The organism is Nostoc sp. UHCC 0302, assembly GCF_038096175.1.
Classification (GTDB): Bacteria; Cyanobacteriota; Cyanobacteriia; order Cyanobacteriales; family Nostocaceae; genus UHCC-0302.
The window spans coordinates 7,233,666-7,253,591 of record NZ_CP151099.1 but is presented as its reverse complement, the minus strand read 5'-3'; the positions used below and the strand labels follow the sequence as shown (position 1 = coordinate 7,253,591).

The following is a 19,926-nucleotide window of genomic DNA, read 5'->3' as shown; positions in this document are numbered from 1 at the left end:
CAGAACTGTATCCGTTGTAGTAAGTTATAAAAACCTAATCATCCTTCAGCACCATGCAGGTCTATTGCAGTAAACAACACACAAATAATGGCGGTAACCGCTTTTGTATCCATTGCGGTGAGCCATTAGCTCTTGCTGTTGGGCAGGTTGTGGATAATCGCTATCAAATTATACGTCAACTAGGGCAAGGCGGCTTTGGGCGCACTTATTTGGCGGAAGATAGAAAAAAATCTAATCAAACCTGTGTGCTGAAGGAATTTGCCCCCCAAGTTCAAGAACAGCAAGATTTACAAAAAGCTAAAGAGTTATTTGAGCGAGAAGCGAGTGTCCTAAAAAAACTCCAGCATCCACAAATTCCCCGTTTTCACTCCTCGCTACAAGTGAAGATAGGTAGTAAGGATTTTTTCTTTTTAGTGCAAGATTATGTAGATGGTGATAATTTTGACCAATTATTAGAACAGCGCCAAACTCAAGGCAAGACTTTTAGTGAAGCGGAAGTTATAACTCTACTGGAACATATTTTACCTGTACTTTCCTACATTCACTCATTAGATGTAGTTCACCGTGATATCTCTCCTGATAATTTGATTTGGCGGCGTTCTGATAATTTGCCAGTGCTGATTGATTTTGGTGGTGTCAAACAATTACCAGCTTCTCAAGGTTTTTGGTTCACCAAGCTGGCTGGAAATCACACTTTATTAGGTAAAAAAGGCTACGCGCCAGAAGAACAGCTACGCCTGGGACAAGTATTTATTAACAGTGATTTGTATTCTTTAGCGGTGACATCACTAGTCTTGCTTACGGGTAAAGAACCACAAAAGTTATACGACAGCTATCAAGGAGTTTGGCGTTGGGGAGAAATTAAAGTCAGCCCCAAACTAGAAGCAATTTTAAAAAAGATGGTGGCTTATAAACCGAGCGATCGCTATCAACAAGCCGAGCAAATCCTGAAAGATTTATCATCCTCAATTGCTACTAAACCCTTAAGTCCTCATATTACCAAGCTGAAGACGATGGTAGTTGCTCCAGGGGAAAAACGCAGTAATATTCTTGTCAGTAAATTCCACAATAAGACGCAAGCAATTAGGAAAGCAATATCTTTACCCCTTTGGATTCGCCCTTTTGCTGTGAGTCTTGGGGTAACATCTGTAGTAGTTTTGACTGGTGCAGGTACTTTGGCTTTGGTAAATGCGGTTATTCGTAGTGTGACATCAATCACTATCCCATCATTTACACTACCGCAAATCCCACAGTTGCCAAATCCTCTTGCTAAACCGATGGGCGACAAAGGCACAAGTCGCAATCCTAAACAAATTATCAGTCGTCGCCAACAGCTAGAAATTTCCGAAGTATTTTTTACACGTTTAGTAGATAATTCATTTTATACTAAAAAGCCGGAACTAAAGGGACGTAACCTCACGTCTAAACCGGAAGACGCAGCTTTGCGGGATGAATGGTACAGTACTGCTGACGATTTATTAAATAAAATAGAACAAGCTAACCTAAGTAAAGCTGCTCGGCAAAAACTGGGAAACTACGGCCCAAAAGATAACGCCACCTGGAGACAGCAAGCGAGATCCGGGCAATTTGGTGATTATACAATCAGTCAACTGAACAAAGACACAAATGAAAAATTTGATCAGTTGTTTCCTGGTCAGCGCCGTGGGAAACTGAATCAACAGACTTTCGGTCAAATTTGGTATGCGATCGCTGCTGATAAAGTCAGTAAAGTCCAATCTAGGAGATAAGGAAGTGGGGGAGTGGGAGAGTGGGGGAGTGGGGGAGTGGGGGAGAGAATAGTAACTTATAGCTCAGCACTCCCTAATGCCGACTTGCTCTCTCACGTTCGCCTTGGTCTCGTGGAGAAGCCGAAGGGATGCCCAATGCCCCATGCCCCATGCCCCATGACTAATTAATTATGAATTCCCTATATTGTTCCAAAGGACACGAAAATTCTCCAGGCAGTCGCTTTTGTCTCCAGTGTGGTGAGAAATTGTTGGATACGCCCATAAGCTATGGTATCCAACCGGGGCTAACCTTGGGCGATCGCTATGTAATTGTACGTCAAATTGGTCAAGGGGGTTTTGGACGCACTTATTTAGCTGAAGATATCAACCGCTTTCGTGAACTTTGTGTTTTAAAAGAATTCTCGCCTCAAGTTCAAACCGCCTACGTTTTACAAAAAGCTGAAGAACTTTTTCAGCGAGAAGCGACTGTTCTCTACAAACTGCAACATCCGCAAATTCCTCGTTTCCGGGAACTGTTACGCATCAACCTAGAAGACAAAGCATACCTGTTCTTGGTGCAAGATTATGTAGAAGGAGAAACTTACAACTCTTTATTAAATGATCGCACACAGAAAGGTTTGCGGTTTACAGAGGCGGAAGTACGGCAACTTTTACAGCAAATTTTGCCAGTCTTAGAGTACATTCATTCTTTGGGAGTCATTCATCGCGACATTTCCCCAGATAACTTAATCCTGCGTACCTTTGACCAGCTACCAATTTTAATTGACTTTGGCGGTGTCAAACAAGTAGTTGCAACTGTTGCCTCGCAATATTACCAACCCGGCGAAGCTGTATCTACCCCAGCACCAACTCTATTAGGTAAAATAGGATTCGCTCCCCCAGAACAGATGCAAACTGGGATGGTTTCTCCCCACAGCGACTTATATGCTTTGGCGGTAACGGTGCTAGTTTTACTTACAGGCAAGCAGCCACAAGAATTAATTGATACTCGTACTCTTTCTTGGCAGTGGCGACGAGAAATAAGTCTCAGCCCGATTTTGGGTCAAGTACTAGATAAAATGTTATCTGCTAGACCGAGCGATCGCTATCAATCAGCCCGTCAAGTTCTAGAAGCCCTGACACCGCCACCAGTTAGTTATCCGCCAACTCAATATCCCACCCCACCAGTTAGCTATCCCCCAACTCAATATCCCACTCCACCAGATACCACATCTAACACTGTCGCCATCTCCCCCTCTCCCCCCCTCTCCCCTTCTCCCCCTCCTACTCCGTGGTGGACACCAACAAAAACCTTCATCGCAGCATTAGTATTAGCAACTACTGCTGGATTAGCTTGGTGGGGATTCAAAAGCGGCGATGGCGAATTGGTAGGCAATAATCCTACACCTACCCCAAGTATTACCCAGCCAACCAACCCATTAGATAAATATTCACCAGCAGAACGGCAGCGTAAACAAAGATTAAGCGATCGCCGTCAACAGTTGGGTATTGATCAGAATTTTTATGTGAACTTGGTAAATCAAGTCTTTTGGGACAAAAATCCCAGCTTACGGGGACGCACTCTCAGCGATGGTACAGAAGATGAAAGTTTGCGGGCAGAATGGGATCAAACAGCTGCCCAATTGTTAGACAAGTTAACATCTTTGAGTGGCAAGGCACGTGGGCAACTGGGTACTTATACAAATGCTGAACGCGATCGTTGGAAAGTAGAAGTCAATCAAATAAACGTCGGTAGTCGTTCTCTGTATGATTTAGGGGATGCCGCCTTTTATAATGAATTTCCTGAACAACGGGGCAGAAATTTTCTCAATCAACCCATAGGACAAATTTGGTACGGTTTTGTCAGCGATAAGCTCAGTGCTATCCTCGCTGGCAGTGCTTTCCAGAAACTTGTATTTGATACTGGCGCTATTAGTAAAACAGTCAGCGGAACTCTTCAACCTGGTGGTGGAAAAGTTTTTATCGCTGGACTTGCCAAAGAACAATCTCTGGAATTGAATCTCAAAGCAAATTCCCAAGTTTTGTTATCAGTATATTCCCCTTCCGGCAAAATCCAATTTTTGGAAGATTCCCAAAAACGTACTCTCTCAGCTAAATTACCGGAAAACGGATTTTATGAGTTTGTTGTCGTTTCTACAGCATCACAATCAGTAAGTTATCAACTCAGTATCACCGCAGAAAATCCCACTCCTCCCCCATCACCTACACCAACTCCTACACAGGCTACCACACCTACACCAACTCCTACAGAAACTCCTACACCTGAACCTGAACCCACACCAGCACAGACGCAGACAGTGCCTCAGTAGTCCGTAGGGCAATTGCCCAATCCCCTTATAAAGACACTGCCACGCGAAAACCAAGGAGATTGCCGCGACCATCTTGAGGATTCCAACTGCGATATGCAGAACGGCATAATCTTGCAGAACTTTTCCAAGAACCACCCCGAATAAGACGAGACTGATTCTCTTCGTTAGATAGCCAAGCACTTCCATCTAAGGGAGCGCCTTGATAATTATCGTGCCAGTGATCCGCGCACCATTCCCAGACATTGCCATGCATATCATATAGTCCAAAAGCATTTGGGGGAAAACAGCCGACAGGGCTTGTTTGCCAATGATTCGTTCCTTGGAAACCGCCGCTGGAAACAGAGTTGTGGTTGTAGTTTGCCAAACTAGGGGTAATAGTGTCACCAAAATGAAAGGGGTTAGTGGTTTTGGCACGACAGGCATATTCCCACTCGGCTTCGCTAGGAAGCCGATAATCTCGCCCTGTTTTCTGAGAAAGCCTTGCACAAAACTCGACTGCATCGTCCCAAGAAACTTGTTCTACCGGACGGGTTGCCCCTTTAACATGAGCCGGATCAGGTTCGAGATGGCGGTTGATGAGAGGGAGCATCGCAACTGTCCGCCATTGTGCCTGAGTGACTGGAAACTTACCCATAAAAAAGGGTCTGACTTTCACCGGATGCTGTGGGCTTTCAGAATCAAATCTTTCTGGTTCATCGTCTGGAGAACCCATCAAGAACTGCCCGCCGGGAATAGATACCATCTCTAAGGTGATGTCGTTTCCTAACTCCTCAATTAAGCATTGCGCCCAGCTATTACTACGGATGATTTCATAGGTAGCAGTGGAGTTAAATGAACTTTTCCCAGCAACAGTAGCAATCTCAAACTCAAATTGTTGTACAGGTAAGATTGCCGTCTCAAACTCACTTTGATCAATTTCTAACAACTGGGGTTCAAGTTGCGAGTTGACTGTCAAGTTGAGATTAGAAATCGGAGGTGATGAGGCAGTACCTTGCCCAGAGAAGTCTGAGGAAACAGAGAAATTAGAGCGGAGGGAGCCTTCGCTCCAAATTTTCGGGTGATCCCACGGCAGTCCGCCCAAGTTAGGAAACTCATCTACACGGCTGCTTTCGCGTTGTAGCAACTCCTCTGGAGATGAAAGTAGTGGCGAGGATGATAGCGGCAACTCTGTAGTTGAAGTGAGCGCTTGCAATGCTTCGACTGCGGAGGGATAGCGCGAAGTATATTCATCGCAAACCATTGTATTAAGAATATCGGCAAGGCGATCGCTTACCTGTGGTACATAGTCACGCCACAGGGTTTGCCCAGTACGAGAATCTTCTTGCAGAAGGCTGGGGGCAATTCCTGTCAAAGCCTCTATACACATCATTCCTAAAGCGTAGATATCACTACTTAGGCGAGGCTTACCCCTAGCTTGCTCGGTGGGTATATAACCAGGAGTACCAATGAACACGCTGGTAGGATTCATCCTTTGTTGATTACTTGAGAGGACGCCAAGCTCTTTGACAGAACCAAAGTCAATCAGAAACAGCTTGCCATCTTGTTTGCACCGCATGACATTTTCAGGCTTGATATCTCGGTGAATTACATTGTGTTGATGGACAAAAACCAGCACTTCTAAAACGTCCTGCAACAGCTTTGTGACATCATCTTGGCTCAGTTGCTTTCCTCGGACAATTTCTTTTCTCAGATTGTGTCCCTCTACATAATCTTGGATAATGTACAGCTCATTGCGGACAGCAAAGTGAGCCAGCAACCGGGGTATTTGGGGGTGTTCGCCCAACTTTTCTAAGATTACTGCTTCCTGCTCAAAGAGTTCTAACACTTTGGGATTGTTATGCTTTGGCTTGAGCCGCTTAACTACACATAGAGGTTTACTAGGACGTTTCTGATCTATGGCCAAGTAGGTTTCACCAAAGTTTCCTTCACTTAGTTTTTTCAGGATTTTGTAACGTCTATCCAGTGTTTTCTTAAAAAACCCATACTCAAGTGCCATCCCTGTGCTACCCTCCTATTAGCGAAAAATATAGTTGTACCAATTGCTCATTCGTAATTGAGAAAGTCTATTTACAGTCGGGTTTACAGGTTTTTTCTGTAGCCTGATTTCAGAGAATTGAGATAACGTGCCTGGATAGCGATCGCTCCAGTGTCCAACTCGGCTCATGAGTGTATTGCTTCTAACATAAATACTTTTTTTTTAAGACTGTCATTTGTCCTTACTCCTTAGTCTTTACTCGATTTACACCACAAATTACAAATGACAGCAGATAGATATTTTCAGTTTTTTTTATTACAAGTGCCTGATGTACAGTTTACAGCTATGCCAAAGCAAGCACTGTTTTGGTGATCTAAGATTATTGGATATCTCATAATTTGCGATCGCCACTAAGCCGATGATTGAAGTTGAACATCTGAGTAAAATATACGGTTCTACCCCAGCTATTACCGATGTCACTTTTAGTGTCGAGCAAGGGGAGATTTTAGGGTTCTTAGGGCCTAATGGCGCTGGCAAAACTACAACTATGCGGATTCTAGCAGGTTATTTGCCTGCAACTAATGGTAAAGCCAAGATTGCTGGCTATGATGTGCATGAAAATTCCCTGGCTGTGCGTCAGCGAATTGGTTATTTACCAGAAACGCCGCCGTTATATCCAGAAATGACAGTAGAGGGATTTTTGCATTTTGTGGCGCGGATTAAAGGAGTATCAGCAGGCGATCGCGCCAAAAAGGTACTAGCAGCAATGAAACGCTGCAATATAGAAGACAAGCGCCACGTAATTATTCGCAAACTTTCCAAAGGATATCGCCAAAGAGTTGGCATTGCCCAAGCGATCGTCCACGATCCACCGGCGATTATTCTGGATGAACCTACTGTTGGGCTTGATCCCCGCCAAATTATTGAGGTGCGGAATTTAATTAAAAGCCTCGCTGGTACGCACACAATTATTCTGTCCACGCACATTCTGCCCGAAGTGAGCATGACTTGTAGCCGCGTGGCGATTATCAATCGAGGCAAAGTAGTAGCAACAAATACCCCAGAAAACCTGATGACACAATTGACAGGTGGTGCAGGGTATGAATTGGAAATAGAAGGAGAAGCTGCCTTAGCAAAACAGGTATTGCAAAATGTAGCAGGTGTGAGTCTGGTAGAATCATTTCCGACAGCAGCAATACATGGTCATCAACCCTTAAGCAATAATCGTGCTTATCTGCGGGTAATATCGCAGCCGGGAAAAGAACCAGGAAAGGATATTGTCGCAACATTAGTGCGTACAGGATTTGGTTTACATGAAATGCGGCGTGTCAACGCTACTTTAGAAGATGTGTTCTTACAATTGACCACAGAAGAAAAGAATTTGGATGAGATAGACTCACCAGCCCAAGAAGGAGAAGCAGCATAAATGGGTGTAGTACTGAGTAATATTATTGCCATTTATCGCCGAGAGTTACAGAGTTATTTTCTCTCGCCTTTAGCGTATGCGATCGCAGGTATATTTTGGTTCATCGCGGGGCTGTTTTTCGTGATGATTTTGCTAGGGCCAGAGGGTATATTGCCAACAGTCGCTGCAATAGATTTACAAGGACAACAGGGAGTGCCAATACCGCCAATAGATGTCCCATATGAATTTGTGCGGGCATTTTTGGAACGAATGGGGTGGCTGTTGTTGTTTGTGCTGCCAATTCTCTCAATGGGACTTTATGCCGAAGAACGCAAACGAGGCACTTTAGAACTCTTAGCCACGTCACCAATCACAAATTGGGCGGTAGCTGTAGGTAAATTATTAGGCGTGCTGACATTTTTTACAACAATCGTCTTACCCATGCTAGCGTTTGAAGCGATCGCTCTTGGTGGGTCAAATCCACCAATGCCAGCCTCAATTCCCTTATTGGCTCATCTTGGATTAATCTTGCTAGCAGCTGCAATTTTGTCATTAGGAATGTTTATTTCTTCTCTAACAGACAGTACAATCCTCTCTGCTGTTCTCACTTTTGCAGTCATTTTATTCCTATTATTCATTGATTTTATTGCCAAAATTATCCCTGGTTCTGTCGGCGAAGCTTTGGGTTATCTGTCCTTGCTGAGACATTACAGTACATTAATCCAAGGAATCTTCGATACTAGTAGCTTGCTTTTATTTGCCAGTTACATATTTTTAGGTATCTTTCTCACAGCACAATCAATTGATGCACTGCGCTTTCAACGTCAGTAGTCTTGACTTTTGCACAGACGCGATTAATGAGCCAGCGCGTTGCGGTGAATCAGCGCTGCGGGAGGGTTTCCCGGAGCAGGCGACTGTGTTAGCGCAGCGTAAAGCCAACTCTTAGAGAGGCTGCGCCCTAAGCGGAGCTATGCCGCAGGCTTTACGGCATAGCTTCTCTACGAGACCGAAGGCGAACGCTTAGAGCGACGCAGAAGCGTCACCCGAAGGGGGGTTCCCCGTTGTAGCGACTGGCGTCGCGTCTCTACGACTCTTGCACAGACGTGATTAATCACGTCTCTACGACTCTTGACAAATCAAATGAAGACAATCGCAAAAAAGCAACTCTGGCAATATCTGTTTTTGCTAGGCCCATTCCTCTTTGTTGTCGGCTTAACAGCTGGATTAGTATCTGAACAGTGGGGGGCAATTCCATTAGCATTTCTAATTTCAGGAATTGTGATCAGCGGGTTATGGGTGGCGTGGCAAAGCCAGCAGAATCACTGGTGGCAGAGTCGTTCTACCCAAGCTGGTACTAATGCCTTGGTAGCGACAATAGCAGTCTTGGCGATTTTGGGTTTAATTAACTTTTTGGGTACTCGTTACCACCTACGCACAGATTTAACAGAAACTCAGTTATTTACCCTTGCCCCTCAGTCACGAGAACTGGTGCGTACTTTACCACAGCCGATTAAGGTATGGATATTTGATGTAACTCAAAATCCCCAAGATCGAGATTTGCTGAATAATTATCAACGGCAAAGCACAAAATTTAAGTTTGAGTACGTTAATCCCCAACTTAGACCTGGACTTGCAGAAAAGTTCGGCGTCAAAGATTTTGGAGAAGTTTACCTAGAATCTGGAGATAAACGGCAATTAGTACAGGTGGTAAATGAAAATGAACGCCTGTCAGAAGTCAGGTTAACTAGTCGCCTGCAACAAATCACCAGTTCAACCACAGCTAAAGTTTATTTCCTTCAAGGTCATGGCGAACGCCCATTTTCACCTGGTAAAGGTGCAATATCACAAGCGGTTCAGGCATTAGACGATAAAAATTACACAGCATCACCGCTGAATTTAGCAGAAAACTCCAAAGTTCCTGAAGATGCGACTGTTTTGGTAGTCGCTGGCCCTCAGCGAGGACTGTTTGAGGGCGAGGTTAAAGCCTTGCAAGAGTATCTGAATCGCGGCGGTAACTTGCTGCTGATGATTGATCCTAATACTGATCCTAAAGTTGACAGCTTGTTACAAGAGTGGGGCGTTCGTCTGGATAATCGTTTAGCTGTGGATGTCTCTGGGCAAAGTGTGGGACTTGGCCCTGCTGCTCCCTTAGTGACAGAATACGGACAACATCCGATTACCAAAGATTTCGGTAACGGCATATCTGTTTATCCAATTGCACGACCTTTGGAAATCACCCCAGTGGCTAGTGTCCAGGCTACTCCTTTGCTACGAACCAAACCCTATCCCAGCAGCTGGGCTGAAAGCGACCTGCAAAGCGAAAAATTGGAGTTTAATGCAGATAAAGACCTCAAAGGCCCTCTAACCTTGGGCGTGGCTTTAACAAAAAAACTACCTGCCAAATCTGCTAATCCTATTCCCCAAGCTTCGCCTGCACCCTCACGCCTACCATCACCAACCACTAATGTTTCTCCCAGTCTTTCCACCCCTATAACTGACGAAAAATCTAAACCAACAGCTACCGAATCACGCTTAGTCGTGTTAGGAAATTCCGATTTTGCCACTGATGGCTTGTTTCAAAATCAGCTAAATGGAGATGTGTTTCTCAACTCAGTCAGTTGGCTAAGTCAACAGGATCAGCAATCCCTTTCCATTCGTCCTAAAGAAACTAAAAACCGCCGGATAAATCTGACAACAACGCAAGCAAATCTTTTAACATTGTCGTCATTGTTCTTTTTACCCTTAATTGGGTTTGTAACGGCCGTTGCTATCTGGTGGAAAAGACGGTAAGGGCAAGAGTGGGAAAGTGGAGGAATCACTAACTAATGACAAATGACCAATACTTCTCTACGAGAGGCTGCGCCCTAAGCGTAGCTATGCCGCAGGCTTTACGACTTCTCTGCGAGACGCTACGCGAACGCTCAGTACAAGTGACAAATGAACAAAAATGAAATTGCCGCGAACGACTTTAATTTTGATATTGCTAGCGCTGGGTTTAGGTGGATTTGTTTATTTCTATGAAATTAAAGGTGGTACTCAGCAAGAAGAAATAAAGAAGCAAAAGCAGAAAATTTTCTCTTTTGCTGCTGATGATGTTCAATCTTTGACAGTAAGAACTAAAAAGCTCACTATCAATCTGGAACGTAATAGTCAATCTACTAACCCAAAGTGGTTAATCAAATCTCCGATATCAGAACCAGCAAATGATGCTATTGTTTCTTATTTGATGGATTTATTGGTCAAGGGTAAAAGTGAACAGTCTTTATTATCATCAACAAACCAACTTGGAGAATTTGGTTTAGCTCAACCCCAGGCAACTATCAATATAACCCTGAAAAATCAACAAAGTCATCAGTTAATTTTAGGTAAGTCTGACTTTAACCGACGTTTTTTGTATGCTCAAACTGATTCCACTACTAAACCCAATGGAAATATAAATGTGCTGTTAGTATCTACAGATTTTGCAAATGCCGTAAATCGAGAATTATCAGAGTGGAAAGAACCAGTAGATAATAGTCAAAAACTTCCTCCATTAAGTATTCCTCTACCGACTCCGACAAACAGCAAATGAGCAATTAAAAATTATAAATTTCACTATTGTTTTTGATTTACCATGACAAATCCGACAGCAACATTGCTCATTTCTTGCCCAGATCAACGAGGACTAGTAGCTAAATTTGCCAATTTTATCTATTCTAATGGTGGTAATATTATCCATGCAGATCAACATACAGATTTTGCCGCTGGGCTATTTCTCACCCGCATTGAATGGCTGTTAGATGGGTTTAATTTACCGCGAGAGTTTATTGCCCCGGCATTTAATGCGATCGCTCAACCTTTGAGTGCTAAATGGGAGCTACACTTTTCTGATACTATACCACGCATTGCTATTTGGGTAAGTCGGCAAGACCATTGTTTATTTGACTTAATTTGGCGACAACGTGCTAAAGAGTTTATTGCTGAGATTCCACTAATTATTAGCAATCATTCTAATTTAAAGGTAGTAGCAGAGCAATTTAGTATCGACTATCAATATATTCCTATCACTAAAGACAACAAAGCAGAACAAGAAGCCCAACAATTAGAATTACTGCGGCAGTACAAAATTGATTTAGTTGTTTTGGCGAAATATATGCAGATTGTTAGTGCAGATTTTATTGCTCAATTTCCGCAAATTATTAATATTCATCACTCATTTTTACCAGCTTTTGTAGGCGCAAATCCTTACCAGAGGGCTTTTGAACGCGGCGTGAAAATTATTGGTGCTACGGCTCATTATGCGACTGCTGATTTAGATGCAGGCCCGATTATTGAACAGGATGTGGTACGTGTCAGTCACCGCGATGAAGTTGATGATTTGGTGAGAAAAGGTAAAGATTTAGAGCGAGTTGTATTAGCAAGAGCAGTGCGATCGCATTTACAAAATCGGGTGTTAGTCTATGGAAATAGAACAGTAGTATTTGAGTAAATGATGCTCAAATTACTGGAAGTTACAGCTATACAAACAAAGTCCGCGTAGGCGGACTTGAGAAAAATGATTAATCACAGTGAGAGCATCTTGACAGATTTTATCTTGGAGTTGGATGAGGCGATCGCATAGCTCAAAAGAGCCAATATTGGAATTATGAACACAATCCGGTTTTGAGCCAAGACAAACTGATTAGAGATTATACAAATCAATTTATTAGAGATTTGTCAACAGAAATAGATGAATGGGGAAATAAGAAACTTAAGGAGGTAATTTTAAAAGAAAATCTTAAGTATTTAGACACTAATATTGCCTATGAACTAGATGCTATTCAAGGCGAGTTTAACAGATTAGACCAGAACATACAAACTAATTTTAGCAAACAGCTAAAGATTTCAATCAATGGTATAAATGATGACTTTACGGGTATGGGAGGATTTGGTGGTGGTGTTGGAATAGGTGGTGCTTTAGCTGCTGGATTAATAGTATTTACAGGACTTGGTTTTATTGCCGTAATTGTTGCAAGTGTAGCTGCTGCAATTGCGGGTTCATTTGGTTTAGGAATGCTAGATTTTGATGGGCTAAAAGAGCAAATAAAAGGGAAAGTTTTTGAACTAGGATTTGAGAAATTCGATGAGTCAATGGATAAAATATCCGAGAAGTTAGATGAAATTGTTGGCTCAGTCTTTAATAGCCGAGTTGAATCATCCAGTCGAGTAATTGCACAAGCGATCGCACTTTATGAAAATCTCTTAGAACAACAGGAAAAAGCTCACAACGAAACTCTAGAACAACGTGAGGCTGAAAAGATATGGATTTATCAAAAACGCCAAGAACTTGAGCAGGTACAGCAAAGGCTGGAAGTAATCCTTCGTGCATCTGTTATTGTCTAATTACATTCCCCTAATAGCTAACCTCGCTACATAATCGAGAAAAATATTTTTTCTTATGCAGGAATAGTCTATTTTCATTAGGCAGATTACATTTTTTTGTGCGTAATGTCCGGGAGAAAGGAGATAACTGATGTAATAATAGTGTATACTAATATACACATTTAATGAAAAATATTTCCCAGCACACTGATCCTGCTTTTGAGCAACTTTTCGCTCAGATAAACCCAGAAATAGCAAAGACTTTCAACGACGAGCAATTAGAAGCCATAAAAAGGGGTTTTGGCTCTCGTAGTTGGACTCGTCATCCTTTAGACATAAGAGTTTCAGTGCCAATTCCAGGATTAAAGTTTTATCTGGTATTGCTAGCAGGTTCAGAACGTCGCTCTAAACAGCGTTTACGCTCTGAAAAAGGTTTACATCCTTTTTGGACTCTTGGCAATATCTTGTTTCTTATAGGATTTCTAATTATTCTATCGGCTTGTAGCTACACTATATTTTTCTCTGTATTCTCTTCACTTACTCCTTTATCTACGTCGTCTAACCCTACATCAATTCCTTGGATATACGATAAATCCGAATGCGAATACACTAACAGAGTTTGGCGTGATGGTAAGTGCTGGGATTATGAACACAGTCCTAATTTTTAATGTTTATTTGTTATTAAAGGAAAACTAATATGCCTAAAAATCGTTTAACCAAAAATTATTTTAAAATTGACCCTTTCATACAACATTTTTTTGCCCGTATTCCTCCTCAAACGGCAGCTACCTTTACACATACCCAATTAGCAGAGCTGAAAAAGGTATTTGGGAATCGTGCTGTTAACCGCCATGCTGTGGATGTGAGGCTTTCTATCCCATTTATTAAAAAGCGCTTTTATATAGTTTTCTTACTTGGTAAAGAGAAGCGCTTAAAACGGCGTCTATAAACTTAAAGTATTAGACTTTTCATTGTTATCTTATTACTAACATCTATACCAATCCTAAATGAGTTGTAACAAACTTCTCCCCAGGCTAACGCCGTCCCCCCAAGGCATCGGGGAGCCACTGCGCCCTTGCGGTTTCCCGACTTGTAGCAAGTGGTGAACGAGCGCTGCAAGAAAGTTTCCTTCTGTAGGCGACTGGTGTTAGCGACGCAGGAGCGTTACCCGTTCGCATAGCGTCTCCGATAGGAGAAAGGCGTGGGAGGGGGGTCGCAACAACATCAAATTTTTACGAATGATTCAGGACTGCTATAGTCTGTTGCTAATAGTTTTTTTGGTTGCTGTACTTTACACCGTTAAAATAGTTTAAGCAATGGACAATATACAATTGACAGTGAACAGCTGATAGTTTAAGCGCTGTAATCTGTCAATTATCCATGTTCAAATGGGAAGGTTTTCAACCTTAAATGAGTCAATCTTCAATTATCAATTGATAACTAATTAATATTTTTTCTTTTAAGTAAATTGAATATTTTGCCAAGTCTTTAACAAAAAATAACTTACGTTAGGATGCATCTATATAACTAGCAAGTCAATGAAGAAACGAAAAGTATTGCTATTGACGATGCTGTTTGCAGCAATTGTGACAATCAGTGCGATCGCCCAAGCAGCCCCATCTCTCGGCAAAGATACACTGACTTTAATTACCTCGCCAGATTATCCTCCCTACGAGTTTTATGACACTAAAGGGGGTAAACGCCAAATAGTTGGCTTTGATATTGATATTGCTAATACCCTTGCTCAAAAACTGGGTTTTAAACTCAAGATTATGGAGTCCGATTTTAATGGCTTAATTCCGGCACTCCAGGCAAACCGGGCTGATTTTGTGATGGCAGGGATGACTCCTACCCCAGAACGTCAGAAAAACGTTGATTTTTCCATTATTTATTACGAAGCTAAAGATACAATTGTCGCTCCCAAAGGTAGTAATTTCAAGCAATCACAAGATTTATCAGGAAAAAAGGTTGGGGTACAACTGGGAACTATCCAAGAGCAAAATGCTAGGAAAATTGCCCAAAAAGTTCCAGGTATTCAACTAAAGCAACTCAACAAAGTGCCAGAAGTAGTTCAAGAAATTAAATCTAAGCGAATTGATGCCGCAATTGTTGAGGATACTGTTGCTAAAGGATTTGCCCAAGCCAACCCAGATTTAGAAGTTAACGTTATTCCCTCAGAGTCAGCGAGTGGATCAGCGATCGCTTTTCCCAAAAACTCAGGTCTGGTGGAACCGTTTAACAAAGTCCTGCAACAAATGAAAGATCAGGGCGAATTACAAAAACTCGCTACCAAGTGGTTTTCACAAAACACCACTGCTAATACTACATCTTCTCCTAAAGGCGGGCTAAATCTCGACTTCAGGAGAATTCTTCCAGACATTCCCTTTATCCTCCAGGGAATACCCTTAACTTTATTGTTCACTCTCTTATCAGTATCTATGGGGTTAGTCTGGGGAACAATACTGTCACTTTTAAAGATTACTGGCATCAAACCGCTTACCTGGCTGGCTAATGCCTACACTTCTGTATTTCGAGGCACACCCCTGTTGTTACAGTTGGCATTGGTCTATTATGCAACACCCCAACTAACAGGTTATGATATTTCAGCATTGGAAGCAGGGGTATTAACTTTTACCCTCAACTCTGGGGCTTATATGTCGGAAACTATTCGCGGTGGGATTCAGGCAGTTGATAAAGGGCAGAGTGAAGCAGCAATGTCTATGGGTGTTCCCTACTGGTTGATGATGTGGGATGTGATTTTACCCCAAGCATTGAAGAATATTCTGCCAGCGTTAGTGAATGAAACTATTGGATTGTTGAAAGATTCGGCGCTAGTGTCAACCATTGGTGTGGTGGAAATATTACGCAGCGCCCAAATAGTCGGGGCAAATAAATATATCTACTTTGAACCACTGTTGTTTGCAGGATTAATCTACTACATTCTAGTCATGGGTATGACCTTTGGAGCATCCGCTTTAGAAAGGAGGTTAAGGCAAAGTGAGTAATGCAGTAATTCGCACAGAATTCTTGTATAAATCCTTTGGTAAACTCGACGTTCTCAAAGATATTTCCACCGAGATTTGCCAAGGTGAAGTAGTTGCTATCCTCGGCCCTTCCGGTTCGGGTAAGTCTACCTTTCTGCGATGTCTAAATTTGCTTGAATATCCCACTAAAGGACGAATTTATTTTCACGAACAAGAAATTACTCAAGCCAAGGCAAACATCGGTAATATTCGCCAACGTTTAGTAATGGTATTTCAACACTTTAATTTGTTTCCCCACATGACGGTGCTGCAAAATGTCAGCTATGCACCCATTAAAGTTAAAGGGTTGGATAAGCAGCAAGCGCAAAATCTGGGCTTAGAATTGCTGGGTAAAGTAGGTTTAGCAGAAAAAGCAGATGTCTACCCTTCTAAATTATCTGGGGGACAGAAACAACGGGTAGCGATCGCCCGTGCATTAGCAATGGAACCTGAGATGATTTTGTTTGATGAACCCACCTCTGCTTTAGATCCAGAAATGGTTAAAGATGTGCTGGAAGTCATGAAAGCGTTGGCGTTAACCGGAATCACAATGGCAATTGTCACCCATGAAATGGGATTTGCCAGGGAAGTCGCTAGTCGGATTATGTTCCTTGATCAAGGGAGGTTAGCAGAAGATACCTCACCAGACGAGTTTTTTCAAAATCCTCGGTGCGATCGCGCCAAGCAGTTTTTAGAAAAAATGCTTTAGCAATGTCTAAGCGATCGCATGATTTTCATATTATTGTTACGAATTTGTCATATTCATTGGTTAGGCTAAGCAAAAGTGAACATTTAAGTTTGCTCCTTACACCATACTGTACTAAAGCTCTCTTGTTTATCAGTAGCAAGAGGGCTTTTTTATATAAATCTTGAACTGAGCTTTTGCCTAATATTTGTCCCTTCGTCTAAGTAGATTAGCAGAGGTTTTCCACCAAGTAGGCAGACAAGAGTTTGTCTAGCCATGAATTTAGTTGTCGGGTACTTTGGCTTTTTGCTCTTGATTCAGTCTAAATTTAAGTAATTTTTCAGAAGTCATTCCTAGTGATTGTTTGCAACAATTGGGTTTTTACCAGAAATTACACAATTACTATTTGAGATTATATAAAGCTAAGGTTTGTGAAGCAAAAATTATCTAGAAGTAGAAGTATTATATCAATAAATCAGTTTCAATTACTTAATTTATTATTCTTTAATTAAAAAATAGCTTAAGTTCTATTTTAAGAGTATAAGATTTTTTTAAGTTAGATAAATGAGTCGTTGACAAAGCCTAATTTACACCAAAGTTGTGAATTAATCTAATAATTGAACCTAATAATGAAGAAGCATCGCTCTACCTCAATTAAAGCTTTCCCACTACAGCTTGTTCTAATTGTTCCATTTGTTTTACAAATTTTTGGGGCAGTTGGTTTGGTTGGCTACCTGTCATTTAAAAATGGACAGAAAGCTGTGAATGATCTAGCAGACCAGTTGATGAACCGAACAAGCGCTATGGTAAATCAACATCTAAATTCCTATCTATCTATTCCCCACAAGTTGAACCAGATTAATGCTGATGCAATTCAAATGGGATTATTAGATGTGCGCGATCGCAAAACCCTTGGTAAATATTTTTGGAAACAGATGCAGGCGTATGATTTGTCATATATCGGTATCGGATTGACCACAGGTGAAGGGGCAGGAGCCGCACGTTATGATGGCAAAACCGTCACCATCGATGATTGGGGTTCTAAACTTCCGAATAATAGCTACACTTATGCCACCGATAACCAAGGCGATCGCACTCATGTCATCACTATTTTTGATTGGGATAACTTCAATATGCCCTGGTATACACAACCAGTGAAAGCAGGTAAGCCTGTCTGGTCGCAGATTTTTACCTGGAATTATCCCAATCATCCATATATCGTTGCTTCCGGCGGTCAACCAATTTATAACGCGCAGCATCAATTGCTGGGGATGGTTGGTACAGATATCCATCTGTTGAAGCTTAGCGAGTTTTTACGGCGTTTGGATGTCAGCCGTACTGGGCAGGTTTTTATTATGGAGCGCAATGGTATGTTGATTGCAAACTCTAGCACTCAACAACCCTTTACCTTAGTCAAAGACAATATTCAACGGTTGAAAGCTACAGAAAGTAAAGATCCGACAGTTCAAGGTATTGCCAAACAAATAGAGCAGAACTTCAAGGGATTCCAATCCATTACCAAACCGAAAAAACTTAAGCTGGATTGGCAAGGGAAACCGCATTTTGTATATGTCACTCCTTGGCGTGACCAATATGGGCTGGATTGGCTAGTAGTGGTTAGTGTACCAGAACAGGCTTTTATGGCACAAATCGATGCTAACACCCATACTACGATTTTGCTTTGTTTAGGAGCATTGGCTGTAGCAACTGTTATGGGCTACTTCACATCCGGCTGGATTATACATCCGATTCTGCGATTGAACCGAGCAAGTCAAGTAATGGCATCCGGCAACTTAAACCAAGTAGTGGATGTCAGCAATATCCAAGAACTCAACACACTCGCTCATTCTTTTAATTACATGGCAGGGCAATTGCAACAATCCTTTACCGCCCTAGAAAATAGTAAGGCAGAACTAGAAAACCGAGTGGAAGAACGTACAGCCGAACTCAAAACTACATTGAGTGAGTTGCAGCGTACCCAAGCACAAGTTGTTCAGAGTGAAAAGATGTCTAGTCTCGGTCAACTAGTAGCAGGGGTGGCACATGAAATCAACAACCCAGTGAACTTTATTCATGGCAACATTAGTCACCTAAACGAATACACTCAAGATTTGTTGCGGATGATCTATCTTTATCAGCAACGTCATTCTAGTGATGATCCAGAAATTGCAGCATTGGCAGACGAAATTGATCTGGAGTTCCTCGTTGAGGATTTACAGAAGATGCTGTCTTCAATGAAAATGGGGACTGACCGAATTCGCAACATAGTCTTATCACTGCGGAACTTTTCACGCATGGATGAAGCAGAATTTAAAGCAGTTGACATTCATGAAGGTATTGAAAGTACACTGTTGATTCTTCAATATCGGCTCAAAGACAAACCAGAATATCCAGCAATTGAAATAATTCGAGATTATGGTAACTTGCCCCAAGTAGAATGCTACGCTGGACAACTCAATCAAGTCTTGATGAATGTTCTAGTAAATGCAATCGATGCCTTAGAGGACGCAAATGCCCAACGCACCTATGAACAGATAAAAGAAAATCCCGGTCGAATTAATATTCGTACCTCAGTTAATAATTCGCAGTGGGTAGAAATTGCGATCGCTGATAACGGGCTAGGAATGCCAGAACAGGTTAAAAACCGAATATTCGATCCTTTCTTCACTACCAAAGTTGTAGGCAAAGGGACTGGCATGGGTATGGCAATCAGCTATCAAATTATTATTGAAAAACATGGCGGTAAATTCGAGTGTTTCTCTACCCTTGGTCAAGGAAGTGAGTTCATAATTAAACTACCTATCCAGCAACAATTTTGTAAAGCAGCCTAACGGTTGTGAAATTGATTTATTAAATCAGGCTGAAGTGAAAAAAGACATTAACCTGAGAACTCGGAACTTCCATATATAAAAATACTTACTATAATTGCGTTTTACAAGTTTGATTAGTCATACAGCAGAATTCAGGAATCAGGTGGTCGCACCTCGGCTACGCTCGGCGACCACCGAGCTTAGCCGAGGTGAGTCAGAAGTAAATTGGCTCTTTATCTGGCTTTTAAGTTGAAAATATGCACTTCATTAACTTGCAACCTACTGTATATTTTCTCCTAATATTTACTTTGATGTAATTAAATATACAATCATCAATATTTTGTTAATGTGTTTATATATCTTCAGGAGGAATAAAGATCAAAAGCATAAATACAGAATAAATAGATGTTCCGATCACCTGACGAACTTTAATATAATATGCCCCTATTGGTAGCAATAGGGTTTTTTTTTAAGATACAAACTGATAATTTTAATAAGATATTTCTCTATCTTCAGGAGGAATAAAGATAGGTGACATAAATATTAAATACTTAAGTAGCCCGATTACCCTACCGGACTTTAGCTATAAATCCCCCATGTTTTTATATAGCAGGGGGATTTTATCTATAAA

16 protein-coding genes are annotated in these 19,926 nt (G+C 41.7%); 13 read left to right on the top strand and 3 right to left on the bottom strand.

From position 1 onward, the window contains the following. Window positions 1-53 precede the first annotated feature (53 nt). Complete coding sequence (locus WKK05_RS31345) at window positions 54-1,748, top strand: serine/threonine-protein kinase (RefSeq protein ID WP_341526904.1); 1,695 nt, start codon at window positions 54-56, stop codon at window positions 1,746-1,748. Window positions 1,749-1,918: 170 nt separating this feature from the next. Then, entirely contained in the window at window positions 1,919-4,057 is a 2,139-nt protein-coding gene (locus WKK05_RS31340) for a protein kinase (RefSeq protein ID WP_341526903.1), read from the top strand. A gap of 25 nt (window positions 4,058-4,082) precedes the next feature. Here WKK05_RS31340 and WKK05_RS31335 read toward each other — a convergent pair whose 3' ends face one another. Together WKK05_RS31335 and WKK05_RS31330 are read right to left on the bottom strand one after the other, a co-directional pair. Then, entirely contained in the window at window positions 4,083-6,053 is a 1,971-nt protein-coding gene (locus tag WKK05_RS31335) for a bifunctional serine/threonine-protein kinase/formylglycine-generating enzyme family protein (protein ID WP_341526902.1), read from the bottom strand. 18 nt (window positions 6,054-6,071) lie between these two features. Beyond that, window positions 6,072-6,221, bottom strand: coding sequence for a hypothetical protein (locus WKK05_RS31330; RefSeq protein ID WP_341526901.1), 150 nt, complete (start codon window positions 6,219-6,221; stop codon window positions 6,072-6,074). 229 nt (window positions 6,222-6,450) lie between these two features. Here WKK05_RS31330 and WKK05_RS31325 point away from each other — a divergent pair, with 229 nt between their 5' ends. The 8 genes from WKK05_RS31325 (at window position 6,451) to WKK05_RS31290 (ending at window position 13,726) form a co-directional block, all read left to right on the top strand. Beyond that, complete coding sequence (locus WKK05_RS31325) at window positions 6,451-7,458, top strand: ABC transporter ATP-binding protein (protein ID WP_341526900.1); 1,008 nt, start codon at window positions 6,451-6,453, stop codon at window positions 7,456-7,458. Further along, entirely contained in the window at window positions 7,459-8,268 is an 810-nt protein-coding gene (locus WKK05_RS31320; RefSeq protein ID WP_341526899.1) for an ABC transporter permease, read from the top strand. It abuts the gene before it with no gap. 309 nt (window positions 8,269-8,577) lie between these two features. After that, on the top strand, window positions 8,578-10,227 hold the full coding sequence (locus WKK05_RS31315; protein ID WP_341526898.1) for a Gldg family protein: 1,650 nt from the start codon (window positions 8,578-8,580) through the stop codon (window positions 10,225-10,227). 157 nt (window positions 10,228-10,384) lie between these two features. Beyond that, a complete protein-coding gene (locus WKK05_RS31310; protein WP_341526897.1) occupies window positions 10,385-11,008 on the top strand; it encodes a DUF4340 domain-containing protein in 624 nt (207 codons plus the stop codon). Window positions 11,009-11,050: 42 nt separating this feature from the next. Then, window positions 11,051-11,905, top strand: a complete 855-nt coding sequence (gene purU, locus WKK05_RS31305) for a formyltetrahydrofolate deformylase (RefSeq protein WP_341526896.1) — start codon at window positions 11,051-11,053, stop codon at window positions 11,903-11,905. A 173-nt stretch (window positions 11,906-12,078) separates the two neighbouring features. Then, window positions 12,079-12,798 (top strand): hypothetical protein, encoded by a 720-nt coding sequence (locus WKK05_RS31300; RefSeq protein WP_341526895.1) that lies wholly within the window; start codon window positions 12,079-12,081, stop codon window positions 12,796-12,798. Between the two features lie 164 nt (window positions 12,799-12,962). Beyond that, on the top strand, window positions 12,963-13,445 hold the full coding sequence (locus WKK05_RS31295) for a hypothetical protein (RefSeq protein ID WP_341526894.1): 483 nt from the start codon (window positions 12,963-12,965) through the stop codon (window positions 13,443-13,445). Between the two features lie 29 nt (window positions 13,446-13,474). Next, the gene (locus WKK05_RS31290; RefSeq protein WP_341526893.1) at window positions 13,475-13,726 is read left to right on the top strand and encodes a hypothetical protein; all 252 of its coding nucleotides are present in this window, start codon (window positions 13,475-13,477) and stop codon (window positions 13,724-13,726) included. A gap of 85 nt (window positions 13,727-13,811) precedes the next feature. Here WKK05_RS31290 and WKK05_RS31285 read toward each other — a convergent pair whose 3' ends face one another. Then, the gene (locus tag WKK05_RS31285; RefSeq protein WP_341526892.1) at window positions 13,812-13,955 is read right to left on the bottom strand and encodes a hypothetical protein; all 144 of its coding nucleotides are present in this window, start codon (window positions 13,953-13,955) and stop codon (window positions 13,812-13,814) included. Window positions 13,956-14,315: 360 nt separating this feature from the next. Between WKK05_RS31285 and WKK05_RS31280 the strand changes: the two genes are divergently transcribed. The 3 genes from WKK05_RS31280 to WKK05_RS31270 all read left to right on the top strand — a co-directional run bounded on the left by WKK05_RS31280 (window position 14,316) and on the right by WKK05_RS31270 (window position 19,316). Next, window positions 14,316-15,782: an ABC transporter permease subunit gene (locus WKK05_RS31280; RefSeq protein WP_341526891.1), complete on the top strand. Its 1,467-nt coding sequence runs from the start codon at window positions 14,316-14,318 to the stop codon at window positions 15,780-15,782. Next, window positions 15,775-16,509 (top strand): amino acid ABC transporter ATP-binding protein, encoded by a 735-nt coding sequence (locus WKK05_RS31275; RefSeq protein ID WP_341526890.1) that lies wholly within the window; start codon window positions 15,775-15,777, stop codon window positions 16,507-16,509. Before WKK05_RS31280 ends, WKK05_RS31275 begins: the two co-directional genes overlap by 8 nt. 605 nt (window positions 16,510-17,114) lie before the next feature. Next, window positions 17,115-19,316, top strand: a complete 2,202-nt coding sequence (locus WKK05_RS31270) for an ATP-binding protein (RefSeq protein ID WP_341526889.1) — start codon at window positions 17,115-17,117, stop codon at window positions 19,314-19,316. Window positions 19,317-19,926: the final 610 nt, after the last annotated feature.

Coding starts and splice junctions, on each gene's coding strand:
- WKK05_RS31335 (WP_341526902.1), bottom strand. CDS start 6,053: ATGGCACTTGAGTATGGGTTTTTTAAGAAAACACTGGATAGACGTTAC.
- WKK05_RS31340 (WP_341526903.1), top strand. CDS start 1,919: ATGAATTCCCTATATTGTTCCAAAGGACACGAAAATTCTCCAGGCAGT.
- WKK05_RS31345 (WP_341526904.1), top strand. CDS start 54: ATGCAGGTCTATTGCAGTAAACAACACACAAATAATGGCGGTAACCGC.
- WKK05_RS31310 (WP_341526897.1), top strand. CDS start 10,385: ATGAAATTGCCGCGAACGACTTTAATTTTGATATTGCTAGCGCTGGGT.
- WKK05_RS31280 (WP_341526891.1), top strand. CDS start 14,316: ATGAAGAAACGAAAAGTATTGCTATTGACGATGCTGTTTGCAGCAATT.
- WKK05_RS31290 (WP_341526893.1), top strand. CDS start 13,475: ATGCCTAAAAATCGTTTAACCAAAAATTATTTTAAAATTGACCCTTTC.
- WKK05_RS31270 (WP_341526889.1), top strand. CDS start 17,115: ATGAAGAAGCATCGCTCTACCTCAATTAAAGCTTTCCCACTACAGCTT.
- WKK05_RS31320 (WP_341526899.1), top strand. CDS start 7,459: ATGGGTGTAGTACTGAGTAATATTATTGCCATTTATCGCCGAGAGTTA.
- WKK05_RS31330 (WP_341526901.1), bottom strand. CDS start 6,221: ATGAGCCGAGTTGGACACTGGAGCGATCGCTATCCAGGCACGTTATCT.
- WKK05_RS31295 (WP_341526894.1), top strand. CDS start 12,963: ATGAAAAATATTTCCCAGCACACTGATCCTGCTTTTGAGCAACTTTTC.
- WKK05_RS31325 (WP_341526900.1), top strand. CDS start 6,451: ATGATTGAAGTTGAACATCTGAGTAAAATATACGGTTCTACCCCAGCT.
- purU (WP_341526896.1), top strand. CDS start 11,051: ATGACAAATCCGACAGCAACATTGCTCATTTCTTGCCCAGATCAACGA.
- WKK05_RS31285 (WP_341526892.1), bottom strand. CDS start 13,955: ATGCGAACGGGTAACGCTCCTGCGTCGCTAACACCAGTCGCCTACAGA.
- WKK05_RS31315 (WP_341526898.1), top strand. CDS start 8,578: ATGAAGACAATCGCAAAAAAGCAACTCTGGCAATATCTGTTTTTGCTA.